Consider the following 16,124-nt stretch of genomic DNA (forward strand, 5'->3'; position numbering starts at 1 on the left):
GAGATAAAGGAATAATTTAAAAGCAAAATCCCCTCTCCCATGCCAGCCTGCTCGGTGGTAATGGATGAGGGGATTTTTGAATTGTTGTGTATTGTCTGCCGCTGGCTTATGAAGTAGGTAAATACTCACGGTTTAGCTAAAACCTCAATTATCAGTCTGCCGCCTGTGCGAAAACCTTGCTCAAATGCCGCTTCCACATACATCGACGTGGATTGTCCGATCAAGTCGATCAGTTGTTCCAAGGCATCGTATTCGTTCTCGGTAAGCTGTGTTTTGTAGGCCTGCATCAGGTCCGATATCTGGCGATTGATCTCCTGATACTCTTCTTGCTCAGGATGAATCGACTCGTCCAACCGCAGGTTCCCGTAAAACAAATCTTCGATCAGGTTTGACATGTTATCCTTCATGGTAAGGTCACCTCAGGAAGATTGTACATCAAGGGATGAGGTGAGATAGGAATTTAGCGGGAAATCCGCTAGTTTTTTATTGAGTCGAAATTAAAGTTATACCATGCCTCAAACACCAAATGAAGCTTATCTAGCTATAGTCGCATATATAGCAACTATGAATGAGGCGAGTGGGACATTCCAACGGATATATTGATTAAGTTGGCTGACTATCATCAGACCAGTACAGATTATCTTTTAAATCGGACAGATGTAAGAATGTCTTATCCATCAAAGTGATTCGGCTTGAGTTTTAGTACCCGAGGCCATGTCCTTTCATACTGGAAGAAAAGCCAAAAATAGTACCTTATTAATGAATTCATCTTTCAAATTTTTTATAGGTGTTCGTCCGTAATGATCATTAGCCATAAGATCGAACTCTTATAAATGATTGTCGGCGTATCGATCTTCTTATTCTAGCCAAACTATTTTCGCCAGCAAATGTATTGCCAAGGGACAAGCCGATTTGTTCCCTCTTCTCTCCTGAACCAAATTGTCGCAGGGATAACAGGTACGATATCAATCACTTCATTACAACAGCACTCGTTTAGAACTACTTAACCAGCACAAGTCCCACGTACCATGATCATCATCCACTGAATCGTATCAAGCTTGTCTAGCGGCCTTCCATGCTGATAACCAGGTGAAGGAAGTGGATAATCTAATAAGTTTTTGATTACATCCAAAGACCTCTACCCAATCTCATCGTCACTACCACTTGCTTCTTTGCTGTAAATGTAAGCGGCGTGTCACCCATGCGCAGAAAGTTTTAGAGCGCACGCGAAATATCGTGATGAACAGATACAAGAATCTCCAGCAATTCTTCTGCTGTATGATTCTGTAGTTTTGTCAGATCAGTATTATGAGCACTCTGGTACTTTTTCGGGAGTCAATTGAATATATCCCATCCGTTTGATGATCTTGGAGAGGTCATCCTGCCAAAACCCATCATCTGTCGCTTTACAGCAGCCGGAAGAACCGAATTCGCAAATGAATATATTGCTTTATGATACCATTTCAAGTTTTCACCGCCTCTCCTAACTCGACATGATTCATACTATTTACTCTCTTCAATCTTTGCCTGAACGCAAGCAAATGCATCTACGTAACATATCGCTATGAGACATTCGGCAGGAAGGCTATCAAATTCACCTTTTGCGTATACTTCCTCAAGGTTGAGATTATGAGTGCAGAATGCCTTATCTCTTTTCTCCCTCCATTGTTCAATGGTGAATTGAACAAATTCGTTCATGGTTCTCCAATCCTCCCTAGAACTTATTCAATGTTCCATTCAATGCAATTGCCCAATTTTTAGACCTGATAAAGAGCTTATTGATAATCTCCTGATCAGGATTTACCTTCGTCATCTCAACGCCAATCATGTGAAGACTCACATCAAGATCATGAGCCATCTGCGGAACTGTCGGCACAACCGGCTTGATGCGTTCCTTATTGCCTTCATTGACGGTATTCAACTTCTCTCCACAGAAAGGGCAGTATGAAACGAATAGTGTACATGTCCCATCATGAATGAAGCCAAGATCAAGTTCCCAACTCCGATGTGAACGCGGGTCATAAGTCATTTCATTTACAGGGTGACCGTATTCCTTCATTTTCTGGCATTCGTGTTTAAGCATTCATTATCCTACCTCCAGACATAAAAATAGAAGGCAGGAAAAGTTTCCTGACCTCCTAAAGTTCTTCATACTTCTATGGATTTATAATATCATCGAGTTACTACGGATTTAATCAGCAATCCTCATACATTCATCACCATTCCCAACAGGTACTTGCAATGGATCAAAAAACAATAGAAATTGGCACCTCAACAAATGCGAAGATCTCATCTGTATGTGTCGAGCTGTTACCCTCGAACTGAATGGCCGTAGCCGGAATGATCTTCTGATAGCTTTTAACGGACATATCATCCCTCCATCGTTATTATATCCTCGATATTACTCGAAATTAATAATTATCTAAATACTTCCGATATATCTTAAAACAGAATTTGGAGGTAGTTAGATGAATTCATTTCTTATAATAGGGGTTTTGATTTTACTGATTGTTATTACTATTCTAGTTGAAATTCAAAGATTTAAAGTTTTAAAATTAAATATTGAGAAAAATTTACCAAATGGGGCCTTGAAATCCAACGTTGTTTCACAAGAAGATATTAAATTGTTACTAAGAGCTTATAGAACACTACAAACTAATGATAGTCAGAAGTTAAAAGTAGCGCGCATTCATCTGAAGATTCTAAAAGAAAAACAATCTGATAATAGCCCCTTTGAGGATATTATTAAACTAATCACCATCTTTATAACGCTTGTTGGATTAATGATCACAACAACTCTGAAAATCCCCAAAGAAACTATTGAACTGTTATCTATTATAAAACCTATATCCGAAATAGTACTTTTGTTGATGCTCATCGTTAGTAGTGTGATATTTATTTCTTACATATTCAAATTTTCTACAAATCGATCTACAGAGTTAATCAACATTCATATTGTAGCTTCTGACGAAATAACATCAGATTCAGAGTTAGTTATAAATGATATTACTCCTGAAAATCTTAATCAAGACAACGCAGGAATCGCATCATCATCATAACAACTCGTCCTGCTGAAGCTTGATATCCAATTCGATGAGACGTTCCAGATCCTGAACGGTCTGCATCTTTATATTTCCAGCCTGCTGGTCTTTCACCCACTGGGCAATTGATGCCTTGACGATCTTCCTGTATTGCTCTTTACTCTCAAGGATACCTTCCATTACAGCGAGTTCATGTTGCAATAAATCTTCATCTGGTGTTCTCATGCGTACCCCTCAGCTTTCCGTTATGATGGAATGCGAGATAGCGGATGTCTGCAAAATGCCACGCGTGGCGGGCCGCTATCTCAGCCGGGGGATACCCTGGGAGAATGGGGAGACGTTACCGCGTCTTCCCTTTTATTTTGGATATGGTTTGTGCAACAGCAGAATCTTACGCCGCATCTTCTTGTTCAAAGGCATCAGGTACTTGTGCTTACCCTCTGTCCGGTACAATTCGGCATTGGCATCCAAGTTGTTCCTGATCCAATCGATGCGTTGACTGCCGGTACCGTACTTGCTGTGAATCGATTTGGGATGTGTCTTCTTCCCTTTAATGATGAAATAATGCTCCCCGTCCGTCTTCCCCTCATAGATCCAGTTCGTAGCCTGATAGATCCCGCCGTGATGCTTTTGCTCAACGTCGGCATAACTGACGATCAACTCCACATTGGGGGATTGCTCCTTCAAGAACCGGATCGCTTTGGCAAGGATCTCCGACACAAATGATTGATGCTTTGTTAAGGCAACCCGTGTCAACTCACAGCATTCACGCTGCGTCAGGTATGGAGAACCGATATTCTGAGTCGCTCCTCGGCTGAATATAACAACACCGATAAACTGGCCATCCTCCCATGCCCCCACTTTGACCGACTTTCCTGCGGGCAAGCTGCGACTATAGTGGAAGTTCTCACAGGAAAACTTCGCTGCTGCATGTGTCGCCCAATCCACTTTTAAATCAATCATGTTCGAATTCCTCTTTGCAGTGCGGACAAGTCACCAGTTTTGAACTCAATACCCCCAAATCGCCTTGATCCTCGGAAGTACCCGCATCGAAGTTCGGGATCTCAATCTCACCAAGCATCTGTTTCAGGTCCACATCGTCGAACCCGGACAAGGAAATATCTACGCCTTCCTGTTGCAGCTCAGCAAGCAACTGCGATAGGGCATCTTCATTCCAATCACCTGATACCTTGTTCAAAGCAATATTTAGTAGCCGTTCCTGCTGATCGTCCAGATCCACCAAGGATACCTGCAACTCAGTGTGTCCCATCTCGTTGACCATGATCTTATACCGTTGATGGCCGCCGACCATGTTCCCAGTGCGTTCGTTCCAGACAATCGGCTCCACATAACCGAATTTCTCTATGCTGCGGCGTAGCTTCTCGTATTCCAAATCTCCCGGTTGAAGGTCAACACGGGGATTGTAGGCTGCTGCATTAATCTGATCGATCGGCACGATTCTGATGTTCATGTTTATACCTCCATTTTTTTGAAATCTCGAAACCTTTCCTATTACTCGGCGTATGAACATGTATCCTCGAAAGAGGGGAGAAAGGAGTGTGGTCTTCTTGTCCACATTTTTGAGCTCCCCATGTTCCGAAAGCTAGGGATTTTTCCTTGGAAGCCACGGGCTATAGGGGTAAAAGATTAGCAGGTTCACGTCTGCTAAAGCCGTGGCAAGCCTCAAGAAATTAGCTAGGCACTAATGTCTGGACAATCTCTGTACTTGAAGTTGCAGATAACTTGCCGTCTGGAATAATGGCGGTTAAAATCAACGCGCTACATTTAGAGACCCAGAGCTGCAAGGTGATTTCGGTAAAAAAGCGTGAAGTAGAACCCAAAGGACATGCCTAGTCCTGCGGGTTCTATTTTTATTTATTTGTGTTGAGTTGGTTTCAACGTTTGGGTGACCATCGTATGCATGCGTAGGCTCATTCAGACGCTGTTCTCCGCTCTTCAATGGACTGATCCCTGCAAACGGACGTTCTCATGCTTAAAAGCTCAGAACGGCTCACATTCTGTCATATGAATGCAAAAGAAAAAGCACCACGATGGGTGCTTCGTTTATCCTTCGTATTCGTTTAAAGCTCTAAGGATACCAATCATAGTGTTATAATGACTCACGCCATTACCTGCTGCGTCTTTACTAGCTTCAATGAACTTCTTGGTCAGGGTATCGTTAGGATAAGTTCTCTCCATAAACAAAATCCCCTTTGCAATCCAAGTCTCATAATCTTCACCAGTTAAAAATTCCCCATCATACCTTGCTTGGCGCAAGTAATTCGAACTTCGTTCCCTTCAACAATAAGTTTTTCCAACATATTCTCCACCTCCCCTAACACTTAAATAGAGTGCTAGAGATGATATACGCACTTGGAACATATTAGTTGCAAAAATACTATTATTCGTTAGAGGACAAAAGAAAACGCACCACAACGATGCTTTTTTATATTTCCTATTCGCTATCTTTCACGGTTATTAAGTTGTAAAAATTTTTTCTATCCTGAAGAACCTTAAGAATTGTTTTTCGTGTAGATTCAGGATTTTTATGACGATCTCTAAATGATATTTTCAGTAGGTGTTCATTAAAATCGCCTATAAATTCTTTGTTTAATAAATCAATAGATGTTTTAACCCAATTCTCAAATTCATGACTTAAGGTATCAGTATTAACTGTAAACCCTGTAGTCTCGACTTGTAGATCCACGCCTTCATTAATAAGTTTTTTAAGCTTTTCAAACATGTCAACACCTCCTCTAACACTACCAAAACGTGCTAGGTATATTTTACCTCTTTTGGGCATTTTGGTCTACTACAGAACTGCTTCACTCCATCCCATCTCCCCCATACACAACCTTTGCATTTCTCAGGCTGCTTGTTGGGGCGAAATCGTATCTTCTTTCGTCTTCTACTGATCACTTCAATTCCTCCAATAAAAAAAGCCGATCCAGTGAAGGAACGACTTTAATGTGTTATGTGTTATGTATGATGTTGTTGTTACGTCCTAAAAGCATGCGCCCGAAACGGTCGCCGCAAAAACGCTGCGCTCTTTGCTTTAAATGCATACGTTCTATGTAACTATAGAGGAAGAACAAGACCATTTTACTGAGTTAGTATTGGATACGTCAAACAAATCAACACTGATTTTTTAGAATTAATCAGTGTCTCTCTCCTCATTCCTAACATTATCAAAAGAATCTCGTTGCTTTCTTTTGATAGTGAAAGTGCCAGCTTTGCCCATGCTTCTTCTCTTAAAGGATCGTTGAAAATTTTTGAGATTAAAAAGTTACTAAAATGGAGGTGATGAGTTGCTACCAATCTCTCATGAAAAGTACTGAGAGACTTAACAGTTTCGGAATACATTTTAAGAAAAATAACACCAATGAAATTCGTAAGAACACCCGCTACTCCACCAGTGACTGAAATTACTACTTCATTATTATTACTGTTGAAGAGGAATACTAATGTAGTTATGATTATTACCATACCAGCGAGTATACATATAAGCCCTACCAAAAAAATCCATCTGCTCTGATTAAGAGATAGATCATAGTATCTTTTTAAATCGGTTTGATGAATTCTGAATTGTTTCTCTGCCCTTTTTTCTAATGACTCAGCACCGACCTTCTGTAGGTCTATTTCATTTTCAAGCTCTACAATCTGATCATAAACCTTATTCTTGTTAAACATAAAAGACATAATCAAAAATACAATTAAATAAAGGGCAACTGTTCCTATGAGAATTGATATATGTTTAATTTGATTTCCCATGTTAATAAAAAGATATCCAGCTAGTAGAATAAGCATTGCATTACCAACGATGTAAGATCGCTTAAACAGTAAACTGTCCTTCTCAATTTTATCCCTTCGTGCTATTAATTCCTCCCTTTTCACTCAATAGAATATCATTCATTTCAATTTTCGGATCATTTAAACTCATTTAAATCTCCTCCTTCTTTTTTTATCGGAGGGTTTCCCACAAAGTTTAGAAAAAGCGAGAAGAGGAACGCCCCAGTCATATGTTGCATGTGCAGCTATGCGTTTCATTCTCGCTCGATCTCCACAATACAAATATATCACGTTAAAAATCCAGCAGACTCTCACAATCCTGTCATTTTACGATCAATTATCCGTCACTTTTTTATAGCTCCAAAAAATCTATAATTTGTTCAGCGGTAAATTCCCCCTTCCCAATTAACGGCATGCATCCCTCTGCAAATATTTCATATTCGAAGGATAGACTGATACCCTTATCATCTTTGTTAAATAAGGTGTCTTTTTGAAACCAATCTGTTGTAGGATGTAAACTTACTGCATCAATGCTGATATAAGGATGTATAGTGTCATTTATGCCTCCTGCAAAGAGATAGCCTGTACTCAAACTTTTATCGTTCGATTGCGGGATAGAATTCAAATTATAGTTTCCTCTTTTTAAAGCAAGAGGAACAAATTCTCTTCCCGTCTTAATCCTTATAGCAGGATAAGTAGCTAAATACTTCCCTATATTTTCAATACCAATTAATATACTAAAAGTTCGATCCTCCCCTACGCTCGGACCCTCTTTAAGTTCATAATTTATTTTCAATTTTGGTTTTTGTCTCCTACCGAATGCGTCCTCAAGCATGTGATGCTCCATTTTTATGAAACTATCTCCAGCTCTAGTGTAGTATTGGTTGTCACCAAACAAAGCTCTATGAGGAGAAATACCTGACTCAGGTACATAAGCAATGAGAAAACCTTCATCAGTTGTTTCATCATCATTTAAATAAATTACTGAATTGATTATGCCTGTATTCAATGGAATGATTGCTTCATTAACTAAGGAGTTCAAGTCAGTTAAAAATTTTTTTAAGTTCTTTATTGGTTTTTCCTCAGTTGCAATATCTGGAGAGTCATTTGTTGTTTTCCTAGCTTCACCCCCCCAAATTATGACTCCACCTGAGGAGTTAGAAAAACCGGATAAAGCCTTCCCATAAATTTTTCTATCCTCTTTTTGAGCGCCAGGTATATTTACATTTAGTTTCTCTTTGAAATCTATAAATAGATTTTCTTCTTGTGTCCCAATCATCTTTCTTAAACCAAAATAACCACCAAGTAAAATTTGGTTAAAAATGGAGTATCCATTATTCATAATTCCACCCATCCTCAATAGAAATTTGTGTAATGCAAATCATTTTTAGATATTTGGGTAATTTCGTCTTTTTCAACTCATTTTTATTACAACATTATAACAGTAAGATTGATTTTTATATTACATGAATTTCATCTAACTCCTATAATTATACTATCTCGTAAATATACCTCTAATCCAAGAGCTGTATCCATTAATTCCATGGCTCCTGATCTTATCCTTCTATAAGTACTGTTGCTAGTCCTCATCTCACCACAACTGATAATTCACCCTCGTTGTCCAAATAACTCCGTTGAATTACTTCCCTTTGAACAGAAGAAAGTCTCTCCATTGCCAAAATAAGTAATCTATTCTTCTCCTTCAGTTCAGCTTCTTTATCCACATTATTTATAGCTATAGTCACTGTCTGTTTGCTGATCGAATCGGCGAACTGAAGTTCACTATATACATACGCGTGCGTGACTGCTGCCTCACCTAACTTTACATAAAAGAAAGAAATCTCATTTCATCTTTTTACTGCTAAACTTCCTATTGACGGAAGCATTATAGCCTGAGGTGTTCCCAACAAATATTCGCCAAAAGTCAGAACATATGCGTCAGCCCTATCCGGTGGCTTTAGACCACGTTTTTTCATATCCTTCTTGCTTTCAAGAAGTATCTTACCCTTGCTGGTCATTGACCATTTCCTTGCGGTCAATTGAGAAGTCAACGTATCATAATTAGGTAATTATAGTAACGCAGATCCATTGTTCATATAATTGCTCATGTGTTCAAAAAGCCCCATAATATACGCCCACATCTTCGAGCCTAGGTTTCCATAATGTTCATCCAAAGATTGCTCAAATTTACTAGGGATTTGAATATCCATTAATCGCCCATAATGTTGAATAACGCAATAGGATGTTATACTTGATGTACAAAAACTTAATTGCAATTAATTCAATATTTATTTAACATAACCAAAAACTATCACAGTACAAATTATAGTTTATAGAAGCAGATTCGTAGTATTTAGCATTCAAGTTGATTGGAGGAAAGGGTTCATGAATATAATAATTGAGAAGTTAAAAGATACAGATATTGAAGACTTGTATGAATTCGAAATTGAAAACAGAATTTTTTTCGAGGAAATGGTACCGTCTCGAGGAGATGATTATTACATACCTGAGGTTTTTAAAGTAAGGAATGAATCCCTGCTTGATGAACAAGTCGAAGGACTCTCCTTTTTTTATTTAATAAAAGACGAAAATAACTCTATTCTTGGAAGAATAAATTTAGTTGATATTGATTCCGATAAAATAGGATTTCTCGGCTATAGAGTGGGACAAATCCACACTGGAAAAGGTGTTGCTAAAAAAGCATTAAAATTATTACTCGATACGATAGTTGATTTAGATATAAAAGAAGTTAAGGCAAAAACAACCACCAATAATTTAGCATCTCAAAAAGTTTTAGAGCAAAACGGATTCGAGCATACAGAAACTAGCGATAAACAATTTGAAATGAATGGGCAAATGTTAAAATTCATTACTTATAAATGGATAAATAAATCATTATTCTAATCACTAATCGGACACTGCTGTTTAAGCTGAAGATCATAAGCCAAATTCCTCGTTCATGATACTGAGGGGTTAGGCTTTTTTCGTCTTTTTAGATACATTTTTAACAATTAATAGAATTAAAGAATGAACTTGACTCGTGCGGATGATTAGGTGTACTATATGTTTGTATAAATGGAATATATTACAATTTAAATATTTATTTTGGAATCTTATATTTTCAAGGTGGGTATCAGAGCCTATCATAGCTAATATATCAATGCGTATAAATGAGTTTTACATTTTGTCTGCAACACATAATCATTGGCAGGCATTCATTTTACATATACATTCCTACTTCATAGAGTTTTCTAGCCTGTAGAGTTCTACCTCCTTAATTTCTGTTTCAGTAAAGAAAAAAGGGGAAGAACCATCTTTAAAAGAGAGGAGGGCAAGAGGCTTTAATCTGCAAGCAGGTCTATTTGTCGTAACCGCATGTTTTTTGTAAAAGAATCCCCATAACAAGAAAGGTGGAATTTATTGCTATGAGAAAATTGATTAGTTTAGCTCTTATTCTTGTTCTAGTGCTTTCGTTTAATGTAGCTGCCTATGCAGACGGTGATGTGACTCAAGCCAAACCTATGACAAAGGAAGAAATTATTAATTCCAAAGAATTCCGTGAAGCTGTGAAAGCGGCTAAGGCTGAATTTGAATCGCAGAAGGCAGATAATGCGGGTGGTCCAGTTCTGTTTGCGCCTGCTCCGAAAGTATCTCACATTAATGTATACGGTGTCGTATCTCCTAATGGCGGCCAAGAAATTTACGGCTTCAATAACAACCCACTCTCCACAACCAATGATCATGGTGGGGCTTGGATTCAGTGTATTACTTTCCAGATCGGTTATGACAGCAGTCACTACGGCACACTCGCCGGCAATACAATGACTAACAACTGGTCTGAAGCTATTGATCTGGACGGTGATCGTGTCGTAGACGCTTGGGCCTATTCTTGGGTTTATGAAGCGCCTACTACAGGGGGACAATTTGTAGGTACAGTCTATTCCATTAATATTCCAACACAGTGGACCGCTTGGATTAATGTTCGTTAATAGGAAGGATGTAATATGAATATTGGCGGAATTGGCTATCCTGGTTCTATCATGAGGAATACGGGAAGTAAGCCCAAAAGCTCATCAGCTTTAGACACGGATTTAATAATTCTTGATCAGGCGCAGGGATATACATCCCCTGCGTCTTTTCTCATTGTGACCTTAAAGGGCCGACTTTGTATAGGAACCCACCGTTGCACAGCAGGCTACTTGCCCTCTGCTTGTATGAATACATAAGTACTCTCATCGGATCTTTCTTCTGAAAAAGCGAAGTTCAACCGATCAAAGTTTCTTACATCTTCCACATCTGTAATCTTACGCTCTGCCAGGTACCGTACCATCTCACCTCTGGCCATCTTGGCCCAGGTTGCCTTTTCAACAAGCTTCCCATTGACCATTTGTCCGAATACACATGTAATGAACCGGGTTTCCTCACTCAGAAAAGGCAAAATATTTTTGCTATACTCTTTGGAAGCCAGATTTAGGATGTAGTTGCTTTCTGATTGAAGCTGATCTGCGAGTTTGCTACCCCAGAATTGATAGAGCGATTTGAAGCCTGGACCTTGCAGCTTGCCCTGCATCTCCAACCGATAAGGTGTAACCCCATCCAAAGGCCGTAACATGCCATAAAAACCGGATAAAATACGTAAATGCTGTTGAAGATACGCCAGTTCCTCATCTTGAAAAACACCCGGAGCCATATATTGATACTGAATGCCCTCATAGGCATAGATGGCTGGTGTCAGATTTGCTTTAATATTCATATTCCGAATCCGCTCCACGTTCTGTTCGGCGATTGCATCGTTACACTTCCACATCGCTTTGAGTTCGTCATAGGATAACTCTTGAAGCAGACTCAATAGCTGTTCTGACTCGTTTATAAACTGCGGCATCTGCGCGATAGCCATAAGATCGGTATCAATCTTCATCTTTTTAGCTGGTGATATGATAATTCTCATCGTGCTAATCCATCCTTAATCTACCGTTGTTTTTGTCGTTATCCATTGTACAGGATTGGACAGGTGAATCCAATGCCATGGCTTAACTAAATCCCTCATAGTACCTTTGAAAAGACTCAAAATGAACAAGTCAGCCCACGATTGGACCAGCTTGTTCATTAGAATTCAACACATTCAATTGGTGAGAAAACAAGGCGTGCAACTCAAACCGCGATTAGGGAGATACGCTCCCCGCGCCGCTATTTTGCTCTGTTTTTGTAGTTGGCAATTGAATCATTGGCGTATTTGACCCACTTACATATGGAAGGGCTCCATCCCATTTCTTGATAGTTTCATATTCAACGAGTTGACTCGATAATGATTGTTGAAGTTCTTTATTTGCTTTTGCTTGACCTTCTGCTTCGATCAATAGTTTGTCTGCATTACCTTGCGCTTCCACGCGCTTACGATCTGCTTCTTTCTTGGCGATCTCAAGTTCAGTCGTTTTACGTTCCAGTTCTTGAGAAGCTTCGACACGCTTATCGATTGCTTCCTGAGTCTTGGCGTCAGGTTGAGGAACACCTACAGTAACGTTGGATACAATAAAGCCTAACTCTTTAACGTCATCAGAAAAACGTTGTTGCACGTCTACTCCTGCTTCGGATGACTTTTCACCATACACATCAATGACTGTAAACTTGGAAATCCCCTTACGAGCTGCGTCACGGAAACGTGTTTTGAGATATGTATCCTCAATTTCTTGAATGCTAATTGGCCCAAATGTATTGAATATAGAAGATACTTTACTTGGTTCTACTTGGTAGTTGTAAGCAAAATCAATTGTGATGTTTTTCCCGTCAGAAGTAGCAATCTGAATATCTCTGTATTCAACTGTTTGAATTCGGATCGGATATTTCGTCACTTTATCAAACGCTCCAACGAGTTTCCACCCTTGACTCAGTGTGCTATCTTTTACGCCTCCATTTGGTGAATAAACGACCCCAACATATCCATTAGGAATTCGTGTTAAAAAGAAGGTCACCATTAGCACTCCCACTATAATAACTAATGCAACCGCAATTGCCCCTACCCTAAACGTCTTTGAATTTTTCATCACCATTCTCCTCTTGTTTGAATTTATTGTATTTCTTCAAAATTCTACTACCTATTTTATTGAATAGCGGGAACATTAATGACCATAGAATAAATGCTAGGATAAAAATTAAAATGATTCCCCCAATAAATGGCATATCCGTCCTCCCCTCTATGGATGTAACCGAGTACAAATTTATAAATGGTAACTAATTATATCCTCCTTTATATATACTTTGTAAATTAGTATTAGGTTTCAATGATATCCACCCACTTTGTGAAGGCTCAAAATTCTACATTGAAGAGATGCAAATATTGAACCTCCTCAAACATCTTAGTTATTGCTGCTGACGGAGGAATTATTGTTACTTCTGTATTAATTCTATACTCTGCATATAACACACTATTTGTTCGGACACATAATGCTTTTGAGTTCATCATAGGCTAAATTTTTAAGCAGGCACATTAGCCTTCTGAACTCTTTATGGATTGCGGGATCTATACAATAGCCATATGATCATAGGACTCAAAGAGAACAGGCCAGCTCGCATTGAGCTGGCCTAGATAAAATAACAGTTCGAACTAAATCATAAAAATATCAATCAATTTATAAAAGCTGGATCAGACAATTACTGCACCAATCTCTCAGCTATACCTACAGATATATTACTGCTTGCATCCAATTTCCCTAAAATACATTAAAAATAATTTCTGTAATAATCATAAAATTTCAAAATCATTTCTTAGTAACAATCACTTTTTCTGTATTCCCATCCCAATCAATCTGAACTATAAATTCCTCCTCATCCAAAAATGGAGATAATCCTTCAGCTTTCCCTCTAATTACTGAATTAAAAGGAACCTCTCCTTTAGCATGAATATTTTTACTCATAAATTTATAATTAACTTTTTCAATTGAGGCAGCATTATCCCCTAAGTATTTAATTTCGTAATCATAACTTGCTGTAGAATTATTACTTTGTACTGTCGATGAAACACTCCAATTTTCACTCTCCCCTGTGTAAGAAGACACATTATTTGAGCAAGCCGATACAGTTAACAGTACAAGAAGAAACAAGATACACATTATTTTTTTCACAATAAATTCCCCTTTATAGTTGAAATTTGGTAAATACTAGTTTATCATATAATAGATCCAAAAAAAATACATCTTAGGAAAATGGAGGAATATTATGAATTTCAAGAAAATCATCACCCCACTTATCGCAGTCGCTCTCATCTTTTCAAGTGGAAATTCTGTTTTGGCAGCACAGGAGAACCCAGACTATGACACAAGCAAATATACTATTGTAAAAAAATATGATGACACTAATTTAGACACTTTCGGCATCCAATCAGTTAACGAAACTCTTCCTAAAGTCGATTTAGAAGTTTCCGATGATTCAGAAAATTTCAACTATAAACTTTTAGAGAACACCACTCGTCCTTTGTACGATCTTCAAAACAAAGAAACAGGTGAAATTGTCACTCAATATGCTACAGATGTATCACTTCAAGCAACAAATGGTCAACTTTCTAGCAACAATACATTCAAAGAATTTAACATGAAAGTATATGGAACTGTATATTATATCTTCACAGGGAAGAATGGTAATTACGTCACTATAGATAAAGTGTCTTTTAGATGGGAAAACAATGGTCGTACACCAGGTACTAAGGATCATAGTATTTCAGTGCAACAATTTGGAGCTTCAGAAAATATTGCAAAAGTTAATCAGAATAAATCAGTAAACTTTAAATTGGTGAGCCATGGCACAGTACTTGTAAGAGAATGGAACTGGACACCAGTGTTTGCCAGCTACGACGGATCATCAGTAGCCGTAGATTTTAAGGCTGTTGCAGTTGATGCCATTGGTGGAACAACTCCAATTAACTGGGTTTTAAGAGTATACTAAACTGCTAAATAAGTATAGACCTCTTTTGAAAAGAGGTCTTTTTTACTACTTATAAAGAATGAAAAAATGCTCATTATATTTTTAACTAATTTCTTTTCATCAAAAACCGCAATAATTCCTTAACAACATTCAACAACCCGTATGCTCTATATTTTTTTCCAATCTTATGATGCAATTCAATTTAAAATAAACTCATGTTATCATTTTTTACTTAATTAATCATCAAATCATAGATATAGATTTGAAATCGCTTATTATGATTTTACTTTAATACATCATCTCGTAAAATCATGCTGCCCAATGGTCAGCAGCGTCGGCCTGCTCTTACTCCACACCGAAGTGGCAATCTTCGGATTGTAATAATAGAGCGCTCCGTTTGTTGGATCAGCGCCATTTAAAGCTTTACGAGCGGCTCTGTAAGAGGTCTGAGTCGGCTTCGTATTGAACTGTCCATCGTCTACAGCCGTGAACTGACCTTTCTGAAAAATGACCTTGGAGATCGATGATGGGAATGCACTCGAATGCACCCGGTTTAGAACAACCGCACCAACAGCGACTTGCCCTTCAAAAGACTCTCCGCGCGCTTCACCATGGATTAGCTTCGCCAACTGGCGCAGCGTCTCGCCTTCGGCTTTGGCCTTTTTGTTCAGCCTGTTCAGCGTCGCTGGACCTGCAACGCCATCTGCACTTAGTCCCTGCGCCTGCTGGAACTCACGGACAGCACGTTTGGTAATCGAACCATAATATCCAGTCATTCCGGCGTCGAAGTACCCCAGATCGCTTAATTGCTCCTGCAATTGCAGCACATGCTCGCTACGAACACCTTGTTCCAGCTTCTGTGCTCCCGCTGAAGGAGCTGCCACGGTTAATCCCAGAGTCAATGCGCAGGCACCGAGAAGCATGCTGACCCGCCCTGCTCTTTTGCCAGCCGTGTTCCCCTTCCCATGAGTGAATTTCCGACTGACAGTGATAGGTTCCATGTTGTCAGCAAACGTTAATTGATCCAGCCCCTCATTTGTGCTATCAACTGTAGTCCGTTCATTACTGATCATATGGCTTCCCACCTTCATCTCTTTCATCTCACTCACGCTATCTAATTCACTTATCATATTCTTTTCATTGATTTCATTCGCTTGATCCATTTCGATGTTGTTCTTCATCATTCCATTAACCTCCACTTTTCTGAATCCAGATCCCACTTCTTTCCCCTGAATCCTCACGGTTGGACATCCCGAGTGTCATTATAGGATATAGAAAAAACGAAGTCTATCGGACCGATGACGCAGTGAAAAAACGACACTGAACATAACAAAAAGAGGCATGAGCCCATGGTCACACCATGGTCATGCCCCTTCTTGT

General features: G+C 38.9%; 19 protein-coding genes. 4 read left to right on the top strand and 15 right to left on the bottom strand.

Annotated features, from left to right (window positions below):
- Positions 1-125: 125 nt before the first annotated feature.
- From MHH25_RS19965 to MHH25_RS19980, 4 genes are all read right to left on the bottom strand, one after another.
- Entirely contained in the window at positions 126-407 is a 282-nt protein-coding gene (locus MHH25_RS19965) for a DUF6809 family protein (RefSeq protein WP_340017876.1), read from the bottom strand.
- Positions 408-1,503: 1,096 nt separating this feature from the next.
- Complete coding sequence (locus tag MHH25_RS19970; protein ID WP_340017877.1) at positions 1,504-1,698, bottom strand: hypothetical protein; 195 nt, start codon at positions 1,696-1,698, stop codon at positions 1,504-1,506.
- A 16-nt stretch (positions 1,699-1,714) separates the two neighbouring features.
- Positions 1,715-2,083 (bottom strand): hypothetical protein, encoded by a 369-nt coding sequence (locus MHH25_RS19975; protein WP_340017878.1) that lies wholly within the window; start codon positions 2,081-2,083, stop codon positions 1,715-1,717.
- A 163-nt stretch (positions 2,084-2,246) separates the two neighbouring features.
- On the bottom strand, positions 2,247-2,369 hold the full coding sequence (locus MHH25_RS19980) for a hypothetical protein (RefSeq protein ID WP_340017880.1): 123 nt from the start codon (positions 2,367-2,369) through the stop codon (positions 2,247-2,249).
- 99 nt (positions 2,370-2,468) lie between these two features.
- Here MHH25_RS19980 and MHH25_RS19985 point away from each other — a divergent pair, with 99 nt between their 5' ends.
- Complete coding sequence (locus MHH25_RS19985; RefSeq protein ID WP_340017882.1) at positions 2,469-3,059, top strand: hypothetical protein; 591 nt, start codon at positions 2,469-2,471, stop codon at positions 3,057-3,059.
- Here the strand turns inward: MHH25_RS19985 and MHH25_RS19990 are convergent.
- The 7 genes from MHH25_RS19990 to MHH25_RS20020 form a co-directional block, all read right to left on the bottom strand.
- Positions 3,054-3,266 carry a hypothetical protein gene (locus tag MHH25_RS19990; protein WP_340017884.1) on the bottom strand — a complete coding sequence of 71 codons (213 nt, stop codon included), beginning with the start codon at positions 3,264-3,266 and terminating at the stop codon, positions 3,054-3,056. The genes MHH25_RS19985 and MHH25_RS19990 overlap by 6 nt on opposite strands.
- Before the next feature lie 132 nt (positions 3,267-3,398).
- Positions 3,399-4,004, bottom strand: coding sequence for a protein Mom (locus MHH25_RS19995; RefSeq protein ID WP_340017885.1), 606 nt, complete (start codon positions 4,002-4,004; stop codon positions 3,399-3,401).
- Positions 3,997-4,512: a ParB N-terminal domain-containing protein gene (locus MHH25_RS20000; RefSeq protein ID WP_340017886.1), complete on the bottom strand. Its 516-nt coding sequence runs from the start codon at positions 4,510-4,512 to the stop codon at positions 3,997-3,999. Before MHH25_RS20000 ends, MHH25_RS19995 begins: the two co-directional genes overlap by 8 nt.
- 593 nt (positions 4,513-5,105) lie before the next feature.
- The gene (locus tag MHH25_RS20005) at positions 5,106-5,318 is read right to left on the bottom strand and encodes a hypothetical protein (protein WP_340017887.1); all 213 of its coding nucleotides are present in this window, start codon (positions 5,316-5,318) and stop codon (positions 5,106-5,108) included.
- 178 nt (positions 5,319-5,496) lie between these two features.
- Positions 5,497-5,784, bottom strand: a complete 288-nt coding sequence (locus tag MHH25_RS20010; RefSeq protein ID WP_340017888.1) for a hypothetical protein — start codon at positions 5,782-5,784, stop codon at positions 5,497-5,499.
- A gap of 359 nt (positions 5,785-6,143) precedes the next feature.
- On the bottom strand, positions 6,144-6,935 hold the full coding sequence (locus MHH25_RS20015; RefSeq protein WP_340017889.1) for a hypothetical protein: 792 nt from the start codon (positions 6,933-6,935) through the stop codon (positions 6,144-6,146).
- A gap of 247 nt (positions 6,936-7,182) precedes the next feature.
- Positions 7,183-8,172 carry an ATP-binding protein gene (locus tag MHH25_RS20020; RefSeq protein ID WP_340017890.1) on the bottom strand — a complete coding sequence of 330 codons (990 nt, stop codon included), beginning with the start codon at positions 8,170-8,172 and terminating at the stop codon, positions 7,183-7,185.
- A gap of 1,043 nt (positions 8,173-9,215) precedes the next feature.
- On the opposite strand from MHH25_RS20020, the gene MHH25_RS20025 reads away from it, so the two are divergent.
- On the top strand, positions 9,216-9,734 hold the full coding sequence (locus MHH25_RS20025; protein ID WP_340017891.1) for a GNAT family protein: 519 nt from the start codon (positions 9,216-9,218) through the stop codon (positions 9,732-9,734).
- A 521-nt stretch (positions 9,735-10,255) separates the two neighbouring features.
- A complete protein-coding gene (locus MHH25_RS20030) occupies positions 10,256-10,819 on the top strand; it encodes a DUF4879 domain-containing protein (RefSeq protein WP_338706519.1) in 564 nt (187 codons plus the stop codon).
- 206 nt (positions 10,820-11,025) lie between these two features.
- On the opposite strand, the gene yaaA is transcribed toward MHH25_RS20030, so the two are convergent.
- The 3 genes from yaaA to MHH25_RS20045 all read right to left on the bottom strand — a co-directional run bounded on the left by yaaA (position 11,026) and on the right by MHH25_RS20045 (position 13,948).
- Entirely contained in the window at positions 11,026-11,778 is a 753-nt protein-coding gene (gene yaaA / locus MHH25_RS20035; protein WP_340017893.1) for a peroxide stress protein YaaA, read from the bottom strand.
- A gap of 214 nt (positions 11,779-11,992) precedes the next feature.
- Positions 11,993-12,871: a prohibitin family protein gene (locus tag MHH25_RS20040; RefSeq protein ID WP_081746030.1), complete on the bottom strand. Its 879-nt coding sequence runs from the start codon at positions 12,869-12,871 to the stop codon at positions 11,993-11,995.
- Positions 12,872-13,585: 714 nt separating this feature from the next.
- Positions 13,586-13,948 (bottom strand): hypothetical protein, encoded by a 363-nt coding sequence (locus MHH25_RS20045; protein WP_340017894.1) that lies wholly within the window; start codon positions 13,946-13,948, stop codon positions 13,586-13,588.
- Positions 13,949-14,042: 94 nt separating this feature from the next.
- On the opposite strand from MHH25_RS20045, the gene MHH25_RS20050 reads away from it, so the two are divergent.
- A complete protein-coding gene (locus MHH25_RS20050) occupies positions 14,043-14,765 on the top strand; it encodes a hypothetical protein (RefSeq protein WP_340017895.1) in 723 nt (240 codons plus the stop codon).
- 275 nt (positions 14,766-15,040) lie between these two features.
- Here MHH25_RS20050 and MHH25_RS20055 read toward each other — a convergent pair whose 3' ends face one another.
- Positions 15,041-15,928 (bottom strand): cell wall hydrolase, encoded by an 888-nt coding sequence (locus MHH25_RS20055; protein WP_340017896.1) that lies wholly within the window; start codon positions 15,926-15,928, stop codon positions 15,041-15,043.
- Positions 15,929-16,124 lie beyond the last annotated feature (196 nt).

This window comes from Paenibacillus sp. FSL H3-0457 (assembly GCF_037981725.1).
Taxonomy (GTDB): Bacteria; Bacillota; Bacilli; order Paenibacillales; family Paenibacillaceae; genus Paenibacillus; species Paenibacillus amylolyticus.

Coding starts and splice junctions, on each gene's coding strand:
- MHH25_RS19985 (WP_340017882.1), top strand. CDS start 2,469: ATGAATTCATTTCTTATAATAGGGGTTTTGATTTTACTGATTGTTATT.
- MHH25_RS19970 (WP_340017877.1), bottom strand. CDS start 1,698: ATGAACGAATTTGTTCAATTCACCATTGAACAATGGAGGGAGAAAAGA.
- MHH25_RS20020 (WP_340017890.1), bottom strand. CDS start 8,172: ATGAATAATGGATACTCCATTTTTAACCAAATTTTACTTGGTGGTTAT.
- MHH25_RS19965 (WP_340017876.1), bottom strand. CDS start 407: ATGAAGGATAACATGTCAAACCTGATCGAAGATTTGTTTTACGGGAAC.
- MHH25_RS20055 (WP_340017896.1), bottom strand. CDS start 15,928: ATGATGAAGAACAACATCGAAATGGATCAAGCGAATGAAATCAATGAA.
- MHH25_RS19980 (WP_340017880.1), bottom strand. CDS start 2,369: ATGTCCGTTAAAAGCTATCAGAAGATCATTCCGGCTACGGCCATTCAG.
- MHH25_RS19995 (WP_340017885.1), bottom strand. CDS start 4,004: ATGATTGATTTAAAAGTGGATTGGGCGACACATGCAGCAGCGAAGTTT.
- MHH25_RS19990 (WP_340017884.1), bottom strand. CDS start 3,266: ATGAGAACACCAGATGAAGATTTATTGCAACATGAACTCGCTGTAATG.
- MHH25_RS20030 (WP_338706519.1), top strand. CDS start 10,256: ATGAGAAAATTGATTAGTTTAGCTCTTATTCTTGTTCTAGTGCTTTCG.
- MHH25_RS20050 (WP_340017895.1), top strand. CDS start 14,043: ATGAATTTCAAGAAAATCATCACCCCACTTATCGCAGTCGCTCTCATC.
- MHH25_RS20010 (WP_340017888.1), bottom strand. CDS start 5,784: ATGTTTGAAAAGCTTAAAAAACTTATTAATGAAGGCGTGGATCTACAA.
- MHH25_RS20040 (WP_081746030.1), bottom strand. CDS start 12,871: ATGAAAAATTCAAAGACGTTTAGGGTAGGGGCAATTGCGGTTGCATTA.
- MHH25_RS20000 (WP_340017886.1), bottom strand. CDS start 4,512: ATGAACATCAGAATCGTGCCGATCGATCAGATTAATGCAGCAGCCTAC.
- MHH25_RS20025 (WP_340017891.1), top strand. CDS start 9,216: ATGAATATAATAATTGAGAAGTTAAAAGATACAGATATTGAAGACTTG.
- MHH25_RS19975 (WP_340017878.1), bottom strand. CDS start 2,083: ATGCTTAAACACGAATGCCAGAAAATGAAGGAATACGGTCACCCTGTA.
- yaaA (WP_340017893.1), bottom strand. CDS start 11,778: ATGAGAATTATCATATCACCAGCTAAAAAGATGAAGATTGATACCGAT.